Genomic DNA, 16,097 nt, shown 5'->3' on the forward strand with positions numbered 1-16,097 from the left:
CCGCCGCTCAGGATTTTTGGAACATGGCCAGCATCCGGCGTGTCACCAGGAAGCCACCCACAATATTGATCGTTGCGATGAGTACCGAAATAGCCGCCAGCACGCTAACCACCGCGCTGCCTGAGCCAATCTGCAAAATCGCCCCCAAAATAATGATGCCGGAGATCGCATTGGTCACCGCCATCAGCGGCGTATGCAGCGAGTGGCTAACTTTCCATATCACCTGGAAGCCGATAAAGCACGCCAACACGAAGACAATAAAGTGCTGCATAAAAGACGCAGGCGCGACCTGGCCGAGCAACAGCATCAGCGCACCACCGATCGCCAATATGCCGACCTGGCGTTTGGTCTGGGCCTTAAACGCCGCCGCTTCTGTGGCTTTTTTCTCTTCAGGCGTCGGCTCTTTTTCTTTCTTCTTCGGTTTGGCCGCAGCAATCGCTTTTACTTTGGGCGGGGGCGGCGGAAAGGTCACTTCGTTCTGGTAAGTCACCGTCGCGCCACGAATCACGTCATCATCCATATTGTGATTGATCACGCCATCTTTCTCAGGCGTTAAATCGGTCAGCATATGGCGAATATTAGTGGCATACAGCAAGGACGACTGGGTCGCCATGCGTGAGGGGAAGTCGGTATAGCCGACCACAATCACGCCATTATCGGAGACGATACGCTCATCGGGCTGGGTTAAATCGCAGTTGCCGCCTTTTTCAGCCGCAAGATCGACAATCACCGAGCCGGGCTTCATGGCCGCGACCATATCTTCAAGCCACAGCTTGGGCGCCGGGCGCCCGGGGATCAGCGCAGTGGTAATAACGATGTCCACATCAGGCGCCTGCTCGCGGAAGCACGCAAGCTGCTTTTCGCGAAACTCGGGGCTTGAGGGCGAAGCATAACCGCCGCTTGCCGAGCCATCCTGACTATCTTCGCTGTCTGCAAAATCCAGGAACAGGAACTCAGCTCCCATCGACTTGATCTGCTCGGAGACTTCTGGACGCACATCAAAGGCACGCACCACAGCACCCAGGCTGGTGGCGGTACCAATGGCCGCAAGCCCGGCAACGCCTGCGCCAATTACCAGCACCTTAGCCGGAGGCACTTTGCCCGCAGCGGTTACCTGCCCGGTAAAGAAGCGGCCAAAATTATTGCCTGCCTCAATCACCGCGCGGTAGCCCGCAATATTGGCCATGGAGGAGAGCGCGTCCATCTTCTGGGCACGGGAAATGCGCGGCACCATGTCCATGGCGATCACGGTGGCGCCTTGGGCACGGCACTTCTCAAGCAGCGCTTCGTTTTGAGCAGGCCAGAAAAACGCAATCAGCGTTTGTCCTTCTCGTAGTCGTTCCGCCTCTTCATCAGAAGGCTCGCGGACTTTAATGACCACCTCAGCGCCCTGCCAAAGAGCGTCAGCACTATCCACTACGGTAACGCCCGCATCACGATAAGCGTTGTCATTAAAGCCCGCCGCAAGACCAGCGCCTGTTTCAATCAGACACTCGTGGCCCAGCTTTTGGATCTGCTTTGCGCTTTCAGGGGTAAGCGCCACACGTGCTTCTCCCCGACTCGTTTCCTTAGGTGCGCCTATTCTCACACGGGTACTCCCTACGGTTTGAAAGCCGACAATAAGCTGTCATGGTTTGTTTTGATGCCAAGTACAGCCCGCTTGACGGCAGTTGGTTTCGACCACCACATCTTTATAAAACGTTACAGGCTCTCATGTTGCGTTTTAATAAAGCCATTCAACCTTTGATGCATGACATGAGCTTTTCCAAACATCGTCACCGGCAGGAGCAGTATGCGCAAAAATCAAGCGGCATAATTACCTCAATGCGACCTGATCGTAAGCTGTACAAGACGGGCGACCAGTGGCCGTACTACCAAAATGCACACAAAGGCGCTGGGCATGGCTACCCGATAGGCGTGCCATACCTGGCTGAAATAGTGATCACTCACTCCCGCATTAACGGCGGTAATAATCAGGGTCATTAAGAACGCCATAATCGTCGACATGTATAATGCAAATATGACCGGCGTAAAACGTGGGTGCAGCTTGCGCGCTGCAAGCAGGCGCTGTTCTGGGTAGCGGCGGGTTGTCATGGGTGAATTACCTTATCTATCAAACGTGTTTGCGCACTCTACAGTGACTTGAACCAATTCAGAAGCAGGTTCACGATAAGCACAGCCGTAAGTTAATATTACGAATGACGCTAAAGATTAAGGTATGACTTATGGTTGCGTTACGCGGTATTGAGAGTTTTGTGAAAGCAGTTGAAGCCGGCAGCATTGCGGGCGGCGCGCGCCGTTTGGGTATTAGCGCGGCAGCCGCCAGCCAAAACATCAGCCGATTGGAAACCCACTTGGGGGTGCGCTTGCTCACCCGTACTACGCGCCGTTTGGCGCCGACGGAAAGCGGCGCCACCTATTACGCAAAAGTGCGTGAACTGGTACAGGAATTGGAGCTTGCCGGTCAGGCCGTCAGCGCGCTGCATGACGCACCCAGAGGGCGTTTGCACATCGCTTCAACCGGTGCCTTTGCCCGGCACCTATTGGCCCCCATGATCCCGGCCTTTAATCGCCGTTATCCCGACATCACGGTCGAGCTCAGCATTGCCGACCGCCACGTGGACCATATCACCGAATCGGTTGACGCCAGCATTCGCATTCGTCATGCGCTGGAAGAGGGGTTGGTGGCGCGTCCTATTGCGCGGGTGCCGTCCATCTTCTGCGCAGCACCTCGTTATCTTGAGCAGGCCGGATACCCGCACACTCTGGAGCAGCTTAAGGAGCATGACTGCCTGGTATTTCGGTTCCCTCTAGATGGCCGCTATCTCGGCTGGGGCGCGGTACGCAACGGCATACGTTTCGATGTACCGGTGAAGGCTCGTATGATCAGCGACGACATTGATGCGCTGGCCCAGATGGCCATTGAAGGTGGTGGCATCACACGGTTAGCGGCGTTTATTGCAGAACCGTTAATTGCGCAGGGCAAGCTTGTCGCACTGTTTACGCCGCCATTTGCGACTGATGAGCCCCTGGAGGTTGACCCACTGGAGTTTTATCTTTGTGTCCGGCACCGCCGTGAATTAACGCCCAAGGTCCTGGTGTTTCAGCAGTTTCTCACCGAGACTCTCCCTGCCCACTGGCGGGCCTAGGCCGACATAACGCGTTGCAGCATCCCTTCTGCTTCCGTTTCGCTCACCCCCAGCATTAACAAAATCTGGCGCTGGGTCGCCAATAACACATGCTGACGCTCTTCCTCACCGGGTAGGCTTTTGGCAATGGCCACGGCCCCCACCAGCGCGGCCAGAATAACCCGCGACTTATCGGCAATCACTTCGCGGTCGTGGGCAAAGGGGAGTTTTTTTAGCTTACTCAGGGCAAGCAAGCGCATTTCAAGCATCTTTTTCATCCGCAGGTAAGACGCCTCAAACATGGTACGAATCTCGGCTTTCTCGCTGCCTATTTCATTAAACAGCACCGCTTCCGGCCCTGGCTGTTGCTTACGCTCAAGCTCCTGGAGATTCCAGTAGTTAGAGACCAGCTCCGTTAGATGCTGCAAGGAGAGCGGCCCTTTTACCAAGCGTGCCGCCCGGCTGCCATCCAGCGTTTTACGCACCGAGGCATCATACAACGCCTCTTTGGAGGCGAAGTGGGAATAAAAAGCCCCGTGGGTCATTCTGGCCAGCTTCATGACCTGACCGATGGAGACTTTATTAAAGCCGTATCGGCTGAACAGTTCAGTGGCTGACGCCAGGATACGCTCTCGGGTTTTCGCCTTATGGCTTTTGGGATAAGGCATGTTGACCTCGTTATGTACTGCTAAATCGTTCGGCTAAATTGTTTGGCTAAATAATCCTGCTAAATATTATCTTGATCATATAATGCGTACTGCTAGCGTAGCCGTATTTAAAGCATTGAGGAGCCGCTATGCACTCACCTATTGTTATCACCGGCATGGGCATGGTCAGCCCGCTGGGATGTAACGTCAAGACAAGTTGGGACGCTCTGCTGCAAAGCCGTTCAGGGATCCGCCAGATTACCCGCTTTGATACCGCTCAAACGCCTATCAAAATTGCCAGTGCGGTTGCCCACTCAACTGATGACCCGCAGGCGGGGCTTTGTCTGGATGATATCGCGGATGCCAAAGAGCGCCGCAAGTTGGACCTGTTCAGCCTTTACGCCATGGCAGCGGCAAAAGAGGCGCTTGAGCAGGCTGGCTGGCAGCCAACGGACGAAGCACAACGCCGCGCCACGGCGACCATTATCGGTTCCGGCATTGGCGGGTTCCCAACGATTACCGAGGCCCAGCAAACGCTACAACAGAAAGGTTACCGTCGGGTGTCGCCGTTTACCGTACCCGCGTTTCTGGCCAATATGGCGGCGGGCAATCTGTCGATTCGCTATGGCTTTCAAGGGCCTTTGGGCTGCCCGGTGACGGCGTGTGCGGCGGGCCTGCAAGCGATTGGCGACGGCATGCGTCTAATCCGTAGCGGTGAAGCCGACGTGGCGTTAGTGGGCGGCGCCGAGGCGTGTATTGATCCACTATCATTAGCGAGCTTCAACGCGCTCAAAGCGCTTTCCACCGAGCATGAGCAGCCTGAAAGTGCATCGCGTCCCTTCGACAGCACCCGCAACGGTTTTGTGATGGGCGAAGGCGCGGGCCTGCTGGTGATTGAAACACTTGAACATGCACAAGCGCGCGGCGCCACGCCGCTGGCCGTCATTAGCGGCTACGGTACCAGTGCTGATGCCTACCATATTACTGCCGGGCCAGAGGATGGTAACGGTGCTGCCGCCGCTATTCATTCGGCGCTGAAAATGGCGGGGCTTAACGCGGATGAGATTGGCTATATCAATGCCCACGCCACCTCAACCCCAGTGGGCGACCGGGCAGAAATTGCCGCCTTACGGCGCGTGTTTGGTAGCACTCTGCCACACATTCCGATCTCTTCCACCAAATCGGCAACGGGCCATTTATTGGGGGCTGCGGGCGGTGTTGAGAGCATCTTTTCAGCGCTTTCTGCCACGACGGGCCAACTGCCGCCCACGCTTAACCTGACGCACTGCGATGAAGATATGCAGGATCTGGACTTTATCCCGCTAACAACGCGCACCCAGCCCACTCAACACGTGCTGTGCAACGGGTTTGGGTTTGGTGGCGTCAACGCGGCGCTGATTATCAGCCAGATGTAGCGCTTGGCCATCGGTTTTTTACCGCCGTTCGCGTATCCTCTTGGCCTGCTTTTAGCGGCGGAAGAACATGAAACGCTACGAACGCTTTGCCGAAGAAATATCCGAACTGATCCGCAGTGGTGTGCTAGCGCCGGGGGAACGTGTGCCCTCAGTTCGCCAGGCCAGCCGCCACTACGCCATCAGCCCATCGACAGTGTTTCAAGCCTACTACCTGATGGAGAAGCAGGGGCTAATCGTGTCGCGGCCACGCTCGGGCTACTTTGTCCGCGAACAGGCGCAGCAGTTTCTCAACGAGCCCGAAATGACCCAAGGCCACCCTGAAACGGCCGACATTGCGGTAAGTGAACTGGTTTTTTCAGTGCTGGGGTCGCTTCAAAATGTCGATACGGTGCCTTTTGGCTCGGCCTTTCCAAGCCCTGAGCTGTTTCCGCTTCCCCGCCTGGCGCGCAGCATGGCCAAAGGGCTGCGCGAGCTTTCTCCCAATGCCATCATCACCGATATGACCGCAGGCGATACGGCACTGCGCCGCCAGATCGCCCTGCGTTATCGGCTGGCAGGCGTACACCTACCGCCTCAGGAATTGGTGATTACCAATGGCGCCATGGAAGCCCTCAACCTGGGGTTTCAGTGCGTGACCGAACCTGGTGACCTTGTCGCCATCGAGTCCCCGGCCTTTTACGCAAGCCTTCAGGTATTGGAGCGCTTGAAGTTAAGGGCAGTCGAGATTCCTGTTCATCCACGGGAAGGAATCGACCTGGACAAGCTGGCAGACAGCCTTGCCAAGTACCCTATTAAAGCCTGCTGGCTGATGAGCCATTTGCAAAACCCGCTTGGGGCGAGCTTGAGTACGGCCAAAAAGCAGGCGCTGTATGGGCTGTTGAAGCAGCATCAGGTACCGCTGATCGAAGATGATGTGTATGCCGAGCTCTATTTTGGCGCCAAGCCCCCCGTGCCGGTTAAACACTTTGATGATGAAGGGCTGGTGATTCACTGTGGGTCGTTTTCAAAATGCCTGGCGCCCGGCTATCGGGTCGGCTGGGTAGCCGGAGGGCGCTACGCCGAAAGCATTTCCCGGCTGAAACTGATGACGACAATTTCACCCTCGGTGCCCGCTCAGGTAGCCATTGCAGATTACCTTCAGCACGGCGGCTACGACCGCCATTTGCGCAAGCTGCGCCTAGCGCTGGAATTTCAGCAAGCCCGTATGCTCTCGGCGGCGGCACGCTACTTTCCTGCGGATACCCGCGCAACACGTCCTGCGGGCGGATACTTTCTGTGGTTTGAATTTCCCAAGCCGGTGGACTCACTGCGCCTGTTTCAAATAGCCCTGGCAAACGGGATCAGTATTGCACCTGGGCCTATTTTCTCTGCCACGCAGGGGTATCAGAACTGCGCCCGCTTAAGCTATGGCCACCCGTGGACACCGCGCAGCGAAGAGGCCATGGCATTTTTGGGCGAACAGCTACGAGAAATGCTGGCCTCCTGCTAGGCGCTACGTTTCAGGCGCCCATTTTAGCGATTTACGCTTTCTGGCTATGCAGCTGCTGGTGGTTTGTTGACGTTAACCGAGCAAGCTTTCCAATTTGATACAGGTCGTGCAGATACATATCAAGCCGGGAAATGCCGTGAGAGATGGCGATCAGCACGAAGGTTAATAGCATCAGCACCATGGGCTCATTCAACCAGGTAAAGGCGGCCGATGAAACGGGGTATAACAGCGTATAGATGCTCATTCCCCCCAGGAACTGCGCCAGCATGCTGTTCACAATCACCAGTGAAATCATCAGTACGCGGGCATCCCATGTGGGCAGCCGGGTTTTACAGAATGACAAATGCCGCACGCGTAACTCGCCGCTGACATCAAGCTGCCCCCTGCGACGCAGAAGCGGAATGGCATAGGTGCCCGCTTTTTCCTCAGTAAACGCCAGGAGCGCCATGTGATGATCCATCTGAGGTCCAAATGTTTGAGCGACCTCTTGGTCAAAGTCGGCTGACCCGCCTGCTTGTTTCGCCAACAATGCTTTATGCGAAAGCTCGCTTAAGCGCACTTTATCGCCGCTTGAAAGCTTCAAGTCATTGGCAAAATTAATATTATAGTTAACCTCATACACCTGGTATAAAGCGGCCGTGACACCTATAAAAATCATAAAATAAATGAAAACAGTCAGCATAGTAGCGCGCCTCTTAAACGTTTTATTACCCTAGGGTTTGCACGAAAAGTCGCTGAGCGAAGATCAGGCAAGGCAAAAATCAGCGAAAAAACGGAGTTTACATGGGTAAATGAGTATTTTGAGCTGGTTTTTAACGCCGTATGGTCGAGCGCAAGCAGTTTTCGTACAAAGCCTAACAGCCTGACGCCTAGTTAACGAATGTCCTGCTCGCCATCTGTGCGTTTTTGAATTCTGCCTTGCACTGCCGTTTCAGTACAGACTCAGAACGTTACGATAAATACATATCAGCTTAAAGGCTGACCCAGCGCAAGCAAACCCGGCTAGCGTGACGCCTTCGCCATTTAGCTAACCTTAATGATTTTGCTATACGTGAGTAGCGTCATACAGCGCATAGCGCATGAAAGCCATCAAAGACTGAGCTAACATAGCGGCCCGCGATCAGAATCGCTTAAAACAATAATGAAATTTCAATAAAATCTCGCTCACAAGGAGCCCACCATGCCCCCTCAAGAATCCAGCACGCTGACGGCTTCTCCTCCGGTCACGTCCATGTATGCCAAATACCTGGCCGCGCTTGGTCCCGGTTTTTTATTTGCGGGGGCAGCCATTGGCACGTCTCACGTTGTTCAATCAACGCGTGCTGGGGCGGAGTATGGCATCGGCTTACTGGTCTTTATTTTACTTGCCATACTGCTTAAGTATCCGTCTTTTTTCTTCGGGCCATTTTATGTCAGCGTCACAGGCAAGTCGCTGGTTGAAGGCTACCGCCAGACCTTTGGTAAATCCGTGGTGGCGCTGTTTGCGCTGGTCCAAATACCAGTCTCGGCGATTATTATTGCCGCCATTGCGATTACCACGGCAGGTCTTGCCGGCAGTATCGTGCCCATGACGTTAAGCCCGCCAGCCATCGCCGTGATACTGATTGCCCTGTGCTGCGTGCTGACATTTGCAGGCGGTTACAAGCTACTTGATTGGGTCAATAAAGTCTTTATTGTCATCTTAAGCGTCACCACCCTGTTGGCCGCCCTGGTGGCCGTGCCCCTAGTCGACTGGACCTTCTACCCCGCGACAGCCGTCTCTCCGCTTTTTAGTACAGCCACCTTTATTACCCTGGTAGCGGTGCTTGGCTTGATGCCGTCTGACATTACGCTCGCGGTGATGAACTCACTGTGGTCAGAGGCGCGTAATAAAAATCAGGGCGTGCGCAGCGGCACTGCCGCCGAAAAAATCGACTTCAATATCGGCTATATCGGCGCGGCCGTCCTGGCGGCCTGTTTTGTCGTAATGGGCGCTGGCGTGATGCACAGCCAGGCAATAACGCCCGCCGATGGTGCCGTCGCTTTTGCGAGCCAAGTGATTGGCCTTTATACCAACACCTTGGGCGAGTGGAGCGGCGTGGTCGTGGGTATTTCCGCGTTTACCGTCATGCTCACCACACTGCTGACCGTGCTGGATGGCTTTCCACGCATGATCACGGCCTCTTACTATACGTTTACACGCCCGGAAGGCGCCACGGAAGAGAGCCGTACGATTGAGGGCAGCCGCGCATTTTTTGTATGCATGGTGGGCTTATCACTACTGGCCGTGGTGATTCTGTATACCTTGATGGGCAGCTTCCGGCTGTTTATGGACTTTGTCATGGTCGTGGCATTTTTGATAAGCCCGGTGCTGGCTACCCTCAACCACCTGACGGCAAACGGCTCAACCGTGCCGGTGTCCCAGCGCCCTTCACGCCTGATTAATGCCTGGAGCTGGCTAGCAATCGCTACCCTGGCGCTTCTGTCGCTGGGCTATATTTACGTTCGCTTTATTCACTAACTAGTCAGTACTCGCTAGTCAGCGCCTCGCGAAGCCGCTTTAGTGCATGGCTGAGCGCTGACTGGCTTAAGTGCAGTTTTTCGGCCGCGCAGGTATTGATGAGTTCGACCCTGCATTTGCACCGGGCACCGGCACACCGGTATGTGGCGGTATGTCGACCGACTTACTGCTAAAAGTTATTCGCGGCCTGGTGGGTATGAATTTAGTGGGCATGGATGTCGTAGAGGTCAACCCGGCTTACGGTCACGGCGACATTACCTCGCTTGCCACGGCTACTCTAGGGCTTGAGTTTTTGTATGTCCTAGCGGCGTCCAAGCGTACTTAACATCATGACACCTACCTAAATACTAATCGAACGCGGCTTATGCGGCGTTCGTCTTTTTAAATAAACCCTCACGCCGCTCAACGGGCGTGCGCAACCAAAGCGTTAACAACACCACGGCCAGCAGCACTTCCGCCAGGTCGCCGCCGTAATACATCCATTGGGCGGCGGCCTGTACTTCCTCAAGCGAATGGCCAGTACCACGAGGCCAACCGTAGCCGTACATCAGCTTGCCCAACAGGCTATGAGTGGCAATAGACGCAAACAGCACGCCCATCCGAAAACGCAGGCTCAGCCGATGGGGCGACACATCGGGCTCGGCCAGAATCGCCCAGCAGAACAGGTAACCGGCCAAAAGAAAGTGCAGGTGTATGACAACATGCACTATCGGGTGATGGAGAGATAGCGCATAAAGCGGTGTTAAATAGAGCACGTACATACCGCCGATATTGAGCACAAGTGCGCTAACCGGGTGTGAAACAAAGCGCACAAACCGGCTGTGTAGCAAGGCGACGACTCGTCTTCCGCCCGCCTGAGGCAAAGTGCGTAGCAGTAACGTAACCGGGGCGGCCAGTACCCAAGCGAGCGGCGCAAACATACCGATTAACAAATGCAAAACCATGTGGCCCACTAGATCATGGTGCGCCCAAGCCATCAAAGGGGGCGCCACGGCGATAGCTATCAGCAGACTACCCAAGGTAAAGAAGATACTTCGCCAAACGCTCCATCCGGCTGTTTGTTGCCGCTGGGCATAAGCGGCCAGAAGATACGCCAGCGTAAGTAGAACGATCAGTGCCACGGGCAACCAATCAAGCATCGATCCATGAGCGGCGTGATCGTGAGCCTGCATGCTTAACGACGCGCCAAACGCTTGGCGCGAAAAAGCAACCAGACGCCTACCACCAATAACCCTACCGCCGTGCCATTCCACACCACGTCATACATCAGCGGATCAACCCCATAGCGAATCTGGTGCAGGCGTAAAATCTTGTGGTTAATAACACCATCGAAAAGCTGAAACCCGCCCATCCCCAGAAAGAAGCCCGCTTGAGCCCATGGGATCGACAACCGTTTGCGCTGGGAAAGATCAAGCAGCATAAACACCCCAACCACGATGGCAAGGAGTTCAAAGGCATGCAGTAAACCGTCCGAGAAAATCCCAAACGCAGGTGTGGAGAAATCGAAAAAATGGTGCCATTGAAGCAGTTGGTGGAAGACGATTTCATCGACAGCGGCCATGGCACCAATTCCCATCAGAATGGCTGCCCACAGCGAACGTTGGGTATCAAATACTGATGAGGCGGGGTAGCTAGCCATGGCATCCTTGCTCCTGGAAGTTTCCCCTCAAGTTAGGTACGCCACGCGCTTATCGCAACCAGAAAGCGGTGATCCCAGGCTAATTTTAACCATGTTAAGCCTCACCGTTACCCCCTAGAATAACCACGTCGGTGTTCTTTCGAGAACCTAATAGAGAATCCGCCGTGGCCCGGCCGCGAAACGGAACTGCCCCCGCAACTGTAGGCGGCGAGCGATGCTCGACAATGCCACTGGACGCCATGTCTGGGAAGGTGAGCTAGCGACGACCCGTCAGTCAGGAGACCTGCCGACACCCTAACCTTCATCGAGCGGGTCGGCTCGGCTGGCTACTTAGCCAGCTACACGCCAGCGGCCTGCTCATCATGCACGGGAGTGTACATGATGTTGAGATTGACCACGGCGGCTGTCGCCAGCCTTTGGCTGGGGCAAACCGCCTATGCCGCCACCGACTACCCCTTGACGCTTGAAAGCTGCGGGCACGAGATCACACTAGAAGCGCCCCCTGAGCGGGTAGTGAGTATCGGCCAAGCGCCCACCGAGATCCTTTACATGCTGGGCCTTGAAGATACGGTTGCTGGCACCGCACTCTGGATTAACCCGGTATTGGAGGAGTTTGCTGACATTGACGCTAATGTCGAACGATTGGCGGATGATGCACCAAGCTACGAAAGCGTGGTGGCTACCAAGCCTGACCTGGTGATATCCGCCTATGAGTGGATGATTGGGCCGGCAGGCGTGGTCGGTACCCCCGAGATGTTTGCCGATGTGGGCATTCCCAGCTGGACCATGCCCACGGAGTGTATTGGCAAAAGCAACCACCAGAGCATGGACGGCGCCCGTACAACGCTGTTTGATACCGAACTGCTTTACAGCAGCATCGCGACGCTTGCGCAGATGTTTGATGTTGCCGAGCGCGGTGACAAGCTGATTACCGAACTGAAGACGCGTGAAGCTGCCGCCATCGAAAAGGCAGCGGCCCTTGATTTACCGGACGATACTACTGGCGTGTTTTGGTACTCCTCCGCCGACTTGGGAATCGATCCTTACGTGGCAGGTGTTAATAGCGTGCCCGGTTGGATGATGTCGAAGCTGGGCATCGCTAACGTCGTGACGTCAGAAGAGGAGTGGCCCACCGTCGGTTGGGAAACCATTGTTAGAAGCGATCCCACGTTTATTGCTGCCGCCAGAATGGATCGCCGTCGGTTCCCAGCCGACGACATTGCCGCCAAGCGGGCGTATCTTGCGTCAGACCCTGTCACCAGCATGACCGAAGCCGTGCAACAAGGCCGCATTATTGAGATCGATGCCCATGCGATGGACCCCTCGGTTCGAGCGATCTTTGCGCTGGAAGCACTCGCCAACCAGTTAGCGGAATTTGACCTATCACCGTGAGGCATTGCGCCGCCACATTGAGCGTGCCCCAAGGGCGCGCTTCTTACTCATTAATGCACGAGCTTACTCACTATGAAAATGATGCAACGATTTGTTGTTCTGCTTGGCCTGCTACCGTTGGCGGCTCTGGCCGACACACATACTGTTGAGATGCTGAACCGCAACGATACCGGGTCAATGCCTTTCGCACCGGACTATCTTGTTGTTCAACCTGGCGATACGGTGAAATTTCTAGCCACCGCGCCCGGGCATAATGCGGCCACTATTGACGGCATGATCCCCGAAGGCGGCGAGGCATTCGTAGGCAATATTAACGAAGAGATTGAGGTAACACTGAATGCCGAGGGCATTTGGGGCATTAAGTGCTCGCCGCATTACACCATGGGCATGGTGATGCTAATTCAGGTCGGCGACACCACCGCAACGGAAGAGGATCTGCCCGACAACCTGCCTGCACCGGCACGCCAGCGTTTTGTTGAAATCCTGTCACGGCAGGCAAACAATTAACTATATTACTTTATCTATTCGGGCGGTTTGTCACATCAAACCGCCTTTAAAGATCAGCATTTAGTGATACCTCGTGAGCCTAGTCACTTTTGATATGAAAAAGCGCTCTGGGAGAACTATCTAACATGTAATGTTGATCTTCTTTGCTCTCTACCCTCTCAGACAACTCAGTGAGCAGACATTAAACATACGACTTTAACACCACCAGCATGCCATCTAGATCACACACCTTCCCATCATCGCCTTTGCGACATTTTGCTATCTAACTGCGCCGCTACCATTAAAAAACAACTTATAAGAAAAAATCAAAACCACTTTAAACACATCAACTATAGGCTTAAAAAAGTCATAAAAACTTACCGTCAAGATAGACAAGTCTGATTTTTTTATTAAATTTGACTTAGATCAAACCTGGAATCATCTTCTCCCCTCATGGCTTCAGCTATAACGCTCATTGCCGATAAAAGTAAGCAAGCCATTAATGCACAGTCACATGCGCAGTTTATGGTCAGCTTTTCAACGTCGTTGTCATAAATTATCCTTTTCATGTGAGAAAACATAATGCTGCAGGTATTACACCGTATTACTATAGGCCGTAAGTTTATGCTGGTTCTCGCCTTGCCATTGCTAGCCATGACCTGGCTAGCAGTGTCAGGTATTTTAGAACGTAAAGCGATTGTGTCTGAAATGAATCATCTTCAGGAGATGACGGTACTGAGCCAGTATGCCGGTGACCTGATTCATGAACTTCAGCGCGAGCGTGGCATGACAGCCGCCTTTTTAGGTAGCCGCGGGCAAAACTTTCGCACTGAGCTGCCTAGCCAGCGCAAGGTGACCGACGAGCAGATTGAGAAGTTCAATCTTTATACCGAAAACCTTACCTTTTCTGAAGATGACACAAGCGTTCAAGAGCAGGTAGTTCAAGCTAAACAAATTTTGCATGAGATAAACACACTCCGTTTGCGCGCCGACAGGCTGGAAATACCAGGCGAGCAATCCAACCGTTATTATACGGACATTAATGATTTTTTAATCAACATTGTCAGCCAACTTACCTTTAGCGTTGAGCGCGGAGAAATTGTTCGACAGCTCAACGCTTATTACAATTTGTTAAACATAAAAGAACTAGCGGGTATTGAGCGGGCCATGTTAACAACCGCTTTTAGTGCAGACGCCATGTCTTCTAACGCATTCGCCAATCTGCTGTCGATCACAGGCCGATCAGAAGCATACCTTAAAACGTTTAATCAGCTTTCCAATGCCAGCCTGCAGAGCGAGCTGGCAGCTATACTGGAAAGTGATCTTGCTAAAACGCTTGCTGACATGCGACGTACCGCGGTGGAGCAAGGCACGGCTGGAGATTTCAATACCAATCACCAGCAGTGGTTTGACCAACAAACCATGCTGATTGACAGCCAGGCGGAAGTAGGACGAGAAGCGGCCGATCTTCTGCTTGAAACAGCCCAGAGCTTGCGTGACAACGCAGTCAGCGAGCTGGCGTATTATCTGGCGTGCTCCTTAGCGGCGGCTCTGTTAGCGGTTCTGCTTTCTGTGCTCATTGTCCGCAGTATTGTACGCCCGCTAAAAATAGCGCTTGAAAACATCCAGGCACGTGGAGGGGACCTGACTCAGCGCTTGGCGATTCCAGGAAGCGATGAGTTGTCACAGCTTTATCTGGCGTTCAACGAATCAACGGCTAAAACGGAAGAGCTGGTGGCCAGCATCAAGCAGGGTGCTCAGTCTGTCGAAGTTGCCAGCAAGGAGATTGCCAAGGGGAATGCAGACCTTGCCCAGCGCACCGAAGAGCAATCTGCGTCGCTTGTGGAAACGGCATCCAGCATGGAGCAAATTACGGCCACCGTGAAGCAAAGTGCAGATACGGCTCAGGAAGCACGTCGTTCTACACAGGACATGGCAAGCCAGGCAAATTCCGCTAACGATATAGCCGAACGGGCGCGTATGGCGATGGAGCAGATCCATGAAGCCAATCAGCAAGTCACTGCGATAGTGGAAGCCATCGATAACATCGCTTTCCAGACCAATATCCTTGCCTTGAATGCCTCCGTAGAAGCCGCAAGAGCCGGGGAGCAAGGGCGTGGATTTGCAGTGGTAGCCTCAGAGGTACGTAACTTGGCAAGCCGAAGTGCAGAAGAAGCCAAGCAGATTCGAAAGCTGATCGACAATAACGTTAAAAGCATAGAAGACGGGGAAGAGCTTGTTACCTCAACAAGCGATACGCTAAAAAACATTGCAGAACGTGCTCAGCATACGGCTGCTTTGGTGTCAGAAATATCCGCAGCAACCACCGAACAGTCATCAGGCATTGAGCAAATTAATCAGGCGTTAACCCAGTTGGAAGAAGTCACTCAGCAGAATGCTGCGCTGGTCGAGCAGGTCGCCACAGCGAGCCGCTCACTGGATGACCAAGCAGGCGACATGGCCAGCATGGTAGGTCGCTTTAAGGTCACCGAGGAAAGTAATACATTCGCATTGGCGCATCACAGCTACTGAGACCCTTTCATGAAACACCCGCCGACGAAACATGGCGGGGCGTTTCATGAATGACTTGCCCATCATGAATGGCCTATCCAGCGCTCATTTGCCTGCAAGATCAGCTCAGAGTGAGTCATGTGCAAATATCTCCCTGAGCCTGCTAACAGGCATGCCTGCCCTCATGGTATTCGGTGCGCTCGCACTGGTGCACTTCATTGTTCATCTGCGCTTTTTTCCTACATATTGGCTAGGCTAAATCGCACCGGGACGCTCTAAAGCGTATCCTCTTCACCACACTGATCGTGCTTATCATCGTGGCCGGTACGATCTGGATGCTATGGGACCAACATGCCCGCATGATGGGATAGTTCGCAACGAGCCATACTTATGACCAACGTCGCCATCTTTATTGATACACAAAACGTCTACTACACCACGCGGGATGCATATCGGAGAAACTTTGATTACAACCAGTTTTGGGCACAAGCCACTGCGAATAGAGAGGTGGTAGGTGCATTTTGCTATGCCATTGATAAAGGCGATAAGAAACAGCGCGAGTTTCAAAATATACTCAGAGCCATTGGTTTTGAGGTGAAGCTAAAGCCCTTTATTCAACGCGCCGACGGTTCTGCCAAGGGCGATTGGGATGTGGGTATTGCGCTGGATGCCATCGAGTACGCAGAGCACGCCGACGTTATCGTACTGGTAACGGGTGATGGCGATTTTGACTTGCTGGTGAATAAAATTCGCATCAAGTATGGGAAAAAAGTAGAGGTGTATGGCGTTCCCCAGCTCACCGCTGCGTCACTAATGAACGAAGCGAGCGCGTTTATTCCCATTAAGGAAGACCTGCTGCTGCGCTAATTCTTACGCTGGCCCCGCTCATC

Annotated in this window: 15 protein-coding genes, 1 pseudogene and 1 riboswitch; of the genes and pseudogenes, 9 read left to right on the forward strand and 7 right to left on the reverse strand. The window is 53.8% G+C overall.

From position 1 onward, the window contains the following. Positions 1-7: 7 nt before the first annotated feature. The gene (locus tag ACT3T7_RS07025) at positions 8-1,588 is read right to left on the reverse strand and encodes a Re/Si-specific NAD(P)(+) transhydrogenase subunit alpha (RefSeq protein ID WP_444630473.1); all 1,581 of its coding nucleotides are present in this window, start codon (positions 1,586-1,588) and stop codon (positions 8-10) included. A 233-nt stretch (positions 1,589-1,821) separates the two neighbouring features. After that, positions 1,822-2,094 (reverse strand): DUF2798 domain-containing protein, encoded by a 273-nt coding sequence (locus ACT3T7_RS07030; protein WP_172117817.1) that lies wholly within the window; start codon positions 2,092-2,094, stop codon positions 1,822-1,824. Positions 2,095-2,225: 131 nt separating this feature from the next. On the opposite strand from ACT3T7_RS07030, the gene ACT3T7_RS07035 reads away from it, so the two are divergent. Next, the gene (locus ACT3T7_RS07035) at positions 2,226-3,149 is read left to right on the forward strand and encodes a LysR substrate-binding domain-containing protein (protein ID WP_444630474.1); all 924 of its coding nucleotides are present in this window, start codon (positions 2,226-2,228) and stop codon (positions 3,147-3,149) included. On the opposite strand, the gene ACT3T7_RS07040 is transcribed toward ACT3T7_RS07035, so the two are convergent. After that, on the reverse strand, positions 3,146-3,796 hold the full coding sequence (locus tag ACT3T7_RS07040) for a TetR/AcrR family transcriptional regulator (RefSeq protein ID WP_444621613.1): 651 nt from the start codon (positions 3,794-3,796) through the stop codon (positions 3,146-3,148). The genes ACT3T7_RS07035 and ACT3T7_RS07040 overlap by 4 nt on opposite strands. 128 nt (positions 3,797-3,924) lie before the next feature. Here ACT3T7_RS07040 and fabF point away from each other — a divergent pair, with 128 nt between their 5' ends. Together fabF and ACT3T7_RS07050 are read left to right on the forward strand one after the other, a co-directional pair. After that, complete coding sequence (gene fabF, locus ACT3T7_RS07045) at positions 3,925-5,190, forward strand: beta-ketoacyl-ACP synthase II (protein ID WP_444630475.1); 1,266 nt, start codon at positions 3,925-3,927, stop codon at positions 5,188-5,190. Positions 5,191-5,257: 67 nt separating this feature from the next. Next, positions 5,258-6,679 carry an aminotransferase-like domain-containing protein gene (locus ACT3T7_RS07050; RefSeq protein WP_444630476.1) on the forward strand — a complete coding sequence of 474 codons (1,422 nt, stop codon included), beginning with the start codon at positions 5,258-5,260 and terminating at the stop codon, positions 6,677-6,679. A gap of 31 nt (positions 6,680-6,710) precedes the next feature. Here ACT3T7_RS07050 and ACT3T7_RS07055 read toward each other — a convergent pair whose 3' ends face one another. Beyond that, positions 6,711-7,361, reverse strand: a complete 651-nt coding sequence (locus ACT3T7_RS07055) for a hypothetical protein (protein ID WP_444630477.1) — start codon at positions 7,359-7,361, stop codon at positions 6,711-6,713. 498 nt (positions 7,362-7,859) lie between these two features. Here ACT3T7_RS07055 and ACT3T7_RS07060 point away from each other — a divergent pair, with 498 nt between their 5' ends. Continuing rightward, complete coding sequence (locus tag ACT3T7_RS07060; protein WP_192528415.1) at positions 7,860-9,179, forward strand: NRAMP family divalent metal transporter; 1,320 nt, start codon at positions 7,860-7,862, stop codon at positions 9,177-9,179. 4 nt (positions 9,180-9,183) lie between these two features. On the opposite strand, the gene ACT3T7_RS07065 is transcribed toward ACT3T7_RS07060, so the two are convergent. Beyond that, a complete protein-coding gene (locus tag ACT3T7_RS07065; RefSeq protein WP_444630560.1) occupies positions 9,184-9,279 on the reverse strand; it encodes a LysR family transcriptional regulator in 96 nt (31 codons plus the stop codon). Here ACT3T7_RS07065 and ACT3T7_RS07070 point away from each other — a divergent pair. Further along, positions 9,274-9,504 (forward strand): annotated as a pseudogene (locus ACT3T7_RS07070) (arginase family protein); the annotation flags it as partial. The gene ACT3T7_RS07065 and the pseudogene ACT3T7_RS07070 overlap by 6 nt on opposite strands. Before the next feature lie 37 nt (positions 9,505-9,541). Here the strand turns inward: ACT3T7_RS07070 and ACT3T7_RS07075 are convergent. Then, positions 9,542-10,351 (reverse strand): cytochrome c oxidase assembly protein, encoded by an 810-nt coding sequence (locus ACT3T7_RS07075; protein WP_444630478.1) that lies wholly within the window; start codon positions 10,349-10,351, stop codon positions 9,542-9,544. Between the two features lie 2 nt (positions 10,352-10,353). Next, positions 10,354-10,818, reverse strand: a complete 465-nt coding sequence (locus tag ACT3T7_RS07080) for a DUF2243 domain-containing protein (protein ID WP_444630479.1) — start codon at positions 10,816-10,818, stop codon at positions 10,354-10,356. Positions 10,819-10,930: 112 nt separating this feature from the next. Continuing rightward, positions 10,931-11,123, forward strand: a riboswitch (cobalamin riboswitch). 73 nt (positions 11,124-11,196) lie between these two features. Here ACT3T7_RS07080 and ACT3T7_RS07085 point away from each other — a divergent pair. From ACT3T7_RS07085 to ACT3T7_RS07100, 4 genes are all read left to right on the forward strand, one after another. After that, positions 11,197-12,210, forward strand: coding sequence for an ABC transporter substrate-binding protein (locus ACT3T7_RS07085; protein WP_444630480.1), 1,014 nt, complete (start codon positions 11,197-11,199; stop codon positions 12,208-12,210). Between the two features lie 72 nt (positions 12,211-12,282). Beyond that, positions 12,283-12,717 (forward strand): pseudoazurin, encoded by a 435-nt coding sequence (locus ACT3T7_RS07090; RefSeq protein ID WP_444630481.1) that lies wholly within the window; start codon positions 12,283-12,285, stop codon positions 12,715-12,717. A 561-nt stretch (positions 12,718-13,278) separates the two neighbouring features. Continuing rightward, the gene (locus tag ACT3T7_RS07095) at positions 13,279-15,228 is read left to right on the forward strand and encodes a methyl-accepting chemotaxis protein (protein WP_444630482.1); all 1,950 of its coding nucleotides are present in this window, start codon (positions 13,279-13,281) and stop codon (positions 15,226-15,228) included. Between the two features lie 369 nt (positions 15,229-15,597). Next, positions 15,598-16,074 (forward strand): NYN domain-containing protein, encoded by a 477-nt coding sequence (locus ACT3T7_RS07100; RefSeq protein WP_444630483.1) that lies wholly within the window; start codon positions 15,598-15,600, stop codon positions 16,072-16,074. The last annotated feature ends 23 nt before the right edge of the window (positions 16,075-16,097 follow it).

The organism is Halomonas sp. 111 (assembly GCF_052379685.1).
In the GTDB taxonomy this organism is placed as follows: Bacteria; Pseudomonadota; Gammaproteobacteria; order Pseudomonadales; family Halomonadaceae; genus Vreelandella; species Vreelandella citrativorans.

What these genes read in the sequence shown, in the direction of transcription:
- ACT3T7_RS07100 (WP_444630483.1), top strand. Translation starts at nt 15,598, where the DNA reads ATGACCAACGTCGCCATCTTTATTGATACACAAAACGTCTACTACACC.
- ACT3T7_RS07040 (WP_444621613.1), bottom strand. Translation starts at nt 3,796, where the DNA reads ATGCCTTATCCCAAAAGCCATAAGGCGAAAACCCGAGAGCGTATCCTG.
- ACT3T7_RS07030 (WP_172117817.1), bottom strand. Translation starts at nt 2,094, where the DNA reads ATGACAACCCGCCGCTACCCAGAACAGCGCCTGCTTGCAGCGCGCAAG.
- fabF (WP_444630475.1), top strand. Translation starts at nt 3,925, where the DNA reads ATGCACTCACCTATTGTTATCACCGGCATGGGCATGGTCAGCCCGCTG.
- ACT3T7_RS07060 (WP_192528415.1), top strand. Translation starts at nt 7,860, where the DNA reads ATGCCCCCTCAAGAATCCAGCACGCTGACGGCTTCTCCTCCGGTCACG.
- ACT3T7_RS07075 (WP_444630478.1), bottom strand. Translation starts at nt 10,351, where the DNA reads ATGCAGGCTCACGATCACGCCGCTCATGGATCGATGCTTGATTGGTTG.
- ACT3T7_RS07090 (WP_444630481.1), top strand. Translation starts at nt 12,283, where the DNA reads ATGAAAATGATGCAACGATTTGTTGTTCTGCTTGGCCTGCTACCGTTG.
- ACT3T7_RS07050 (WP_444630476.1), top strand. Translation starts at nt 5,258, where the DNA reads ATGAAACGCTACGAACGCTTTGCCGAAGAAATATCCGAACTGATCCGC.
- ACT3T7_RS07035 (WP_444630474.1), top strand. Translation starts at nt 2,226, where the DNA reads ATGGTTGCGTTACGCGGTATTGAGAGTTTTGTGAAAGCAGTTGAAGCC.
- ACT3T7_RS07095 (WP_444630482.1), top strand. Translation starts at nt 13,279, where the DNA reads ATGCTGCAGGTATTACACCGTATTACTATAGGCCGTAAGTTTATGCTG.
- ACT3T7_RS07085 (WP_444630480.1), top strand. Translation starts at nt 11,197, where the DNA reads ATGATGTTGAGATTGACCACGGCGGCTGTCGCCAGCCTTTGGCTGGGG.
- ACT3T7_RS07055 (WP_444630477.1), bottom strand. Translation starts at nt 7,361, where the DNA reads ATGCTGACTGTTTTCATTTATTTTATGATTTTTATAGGTGTCACGGCC.
- ACT3T7_RS07080 (WP_444630479.1), bottom strand. Translation starts at nt 10,818, where the DNA reads ATGGCTAGCTACCCCGCCTCATCAGTATTTGATACCCAACGTTCGCTG.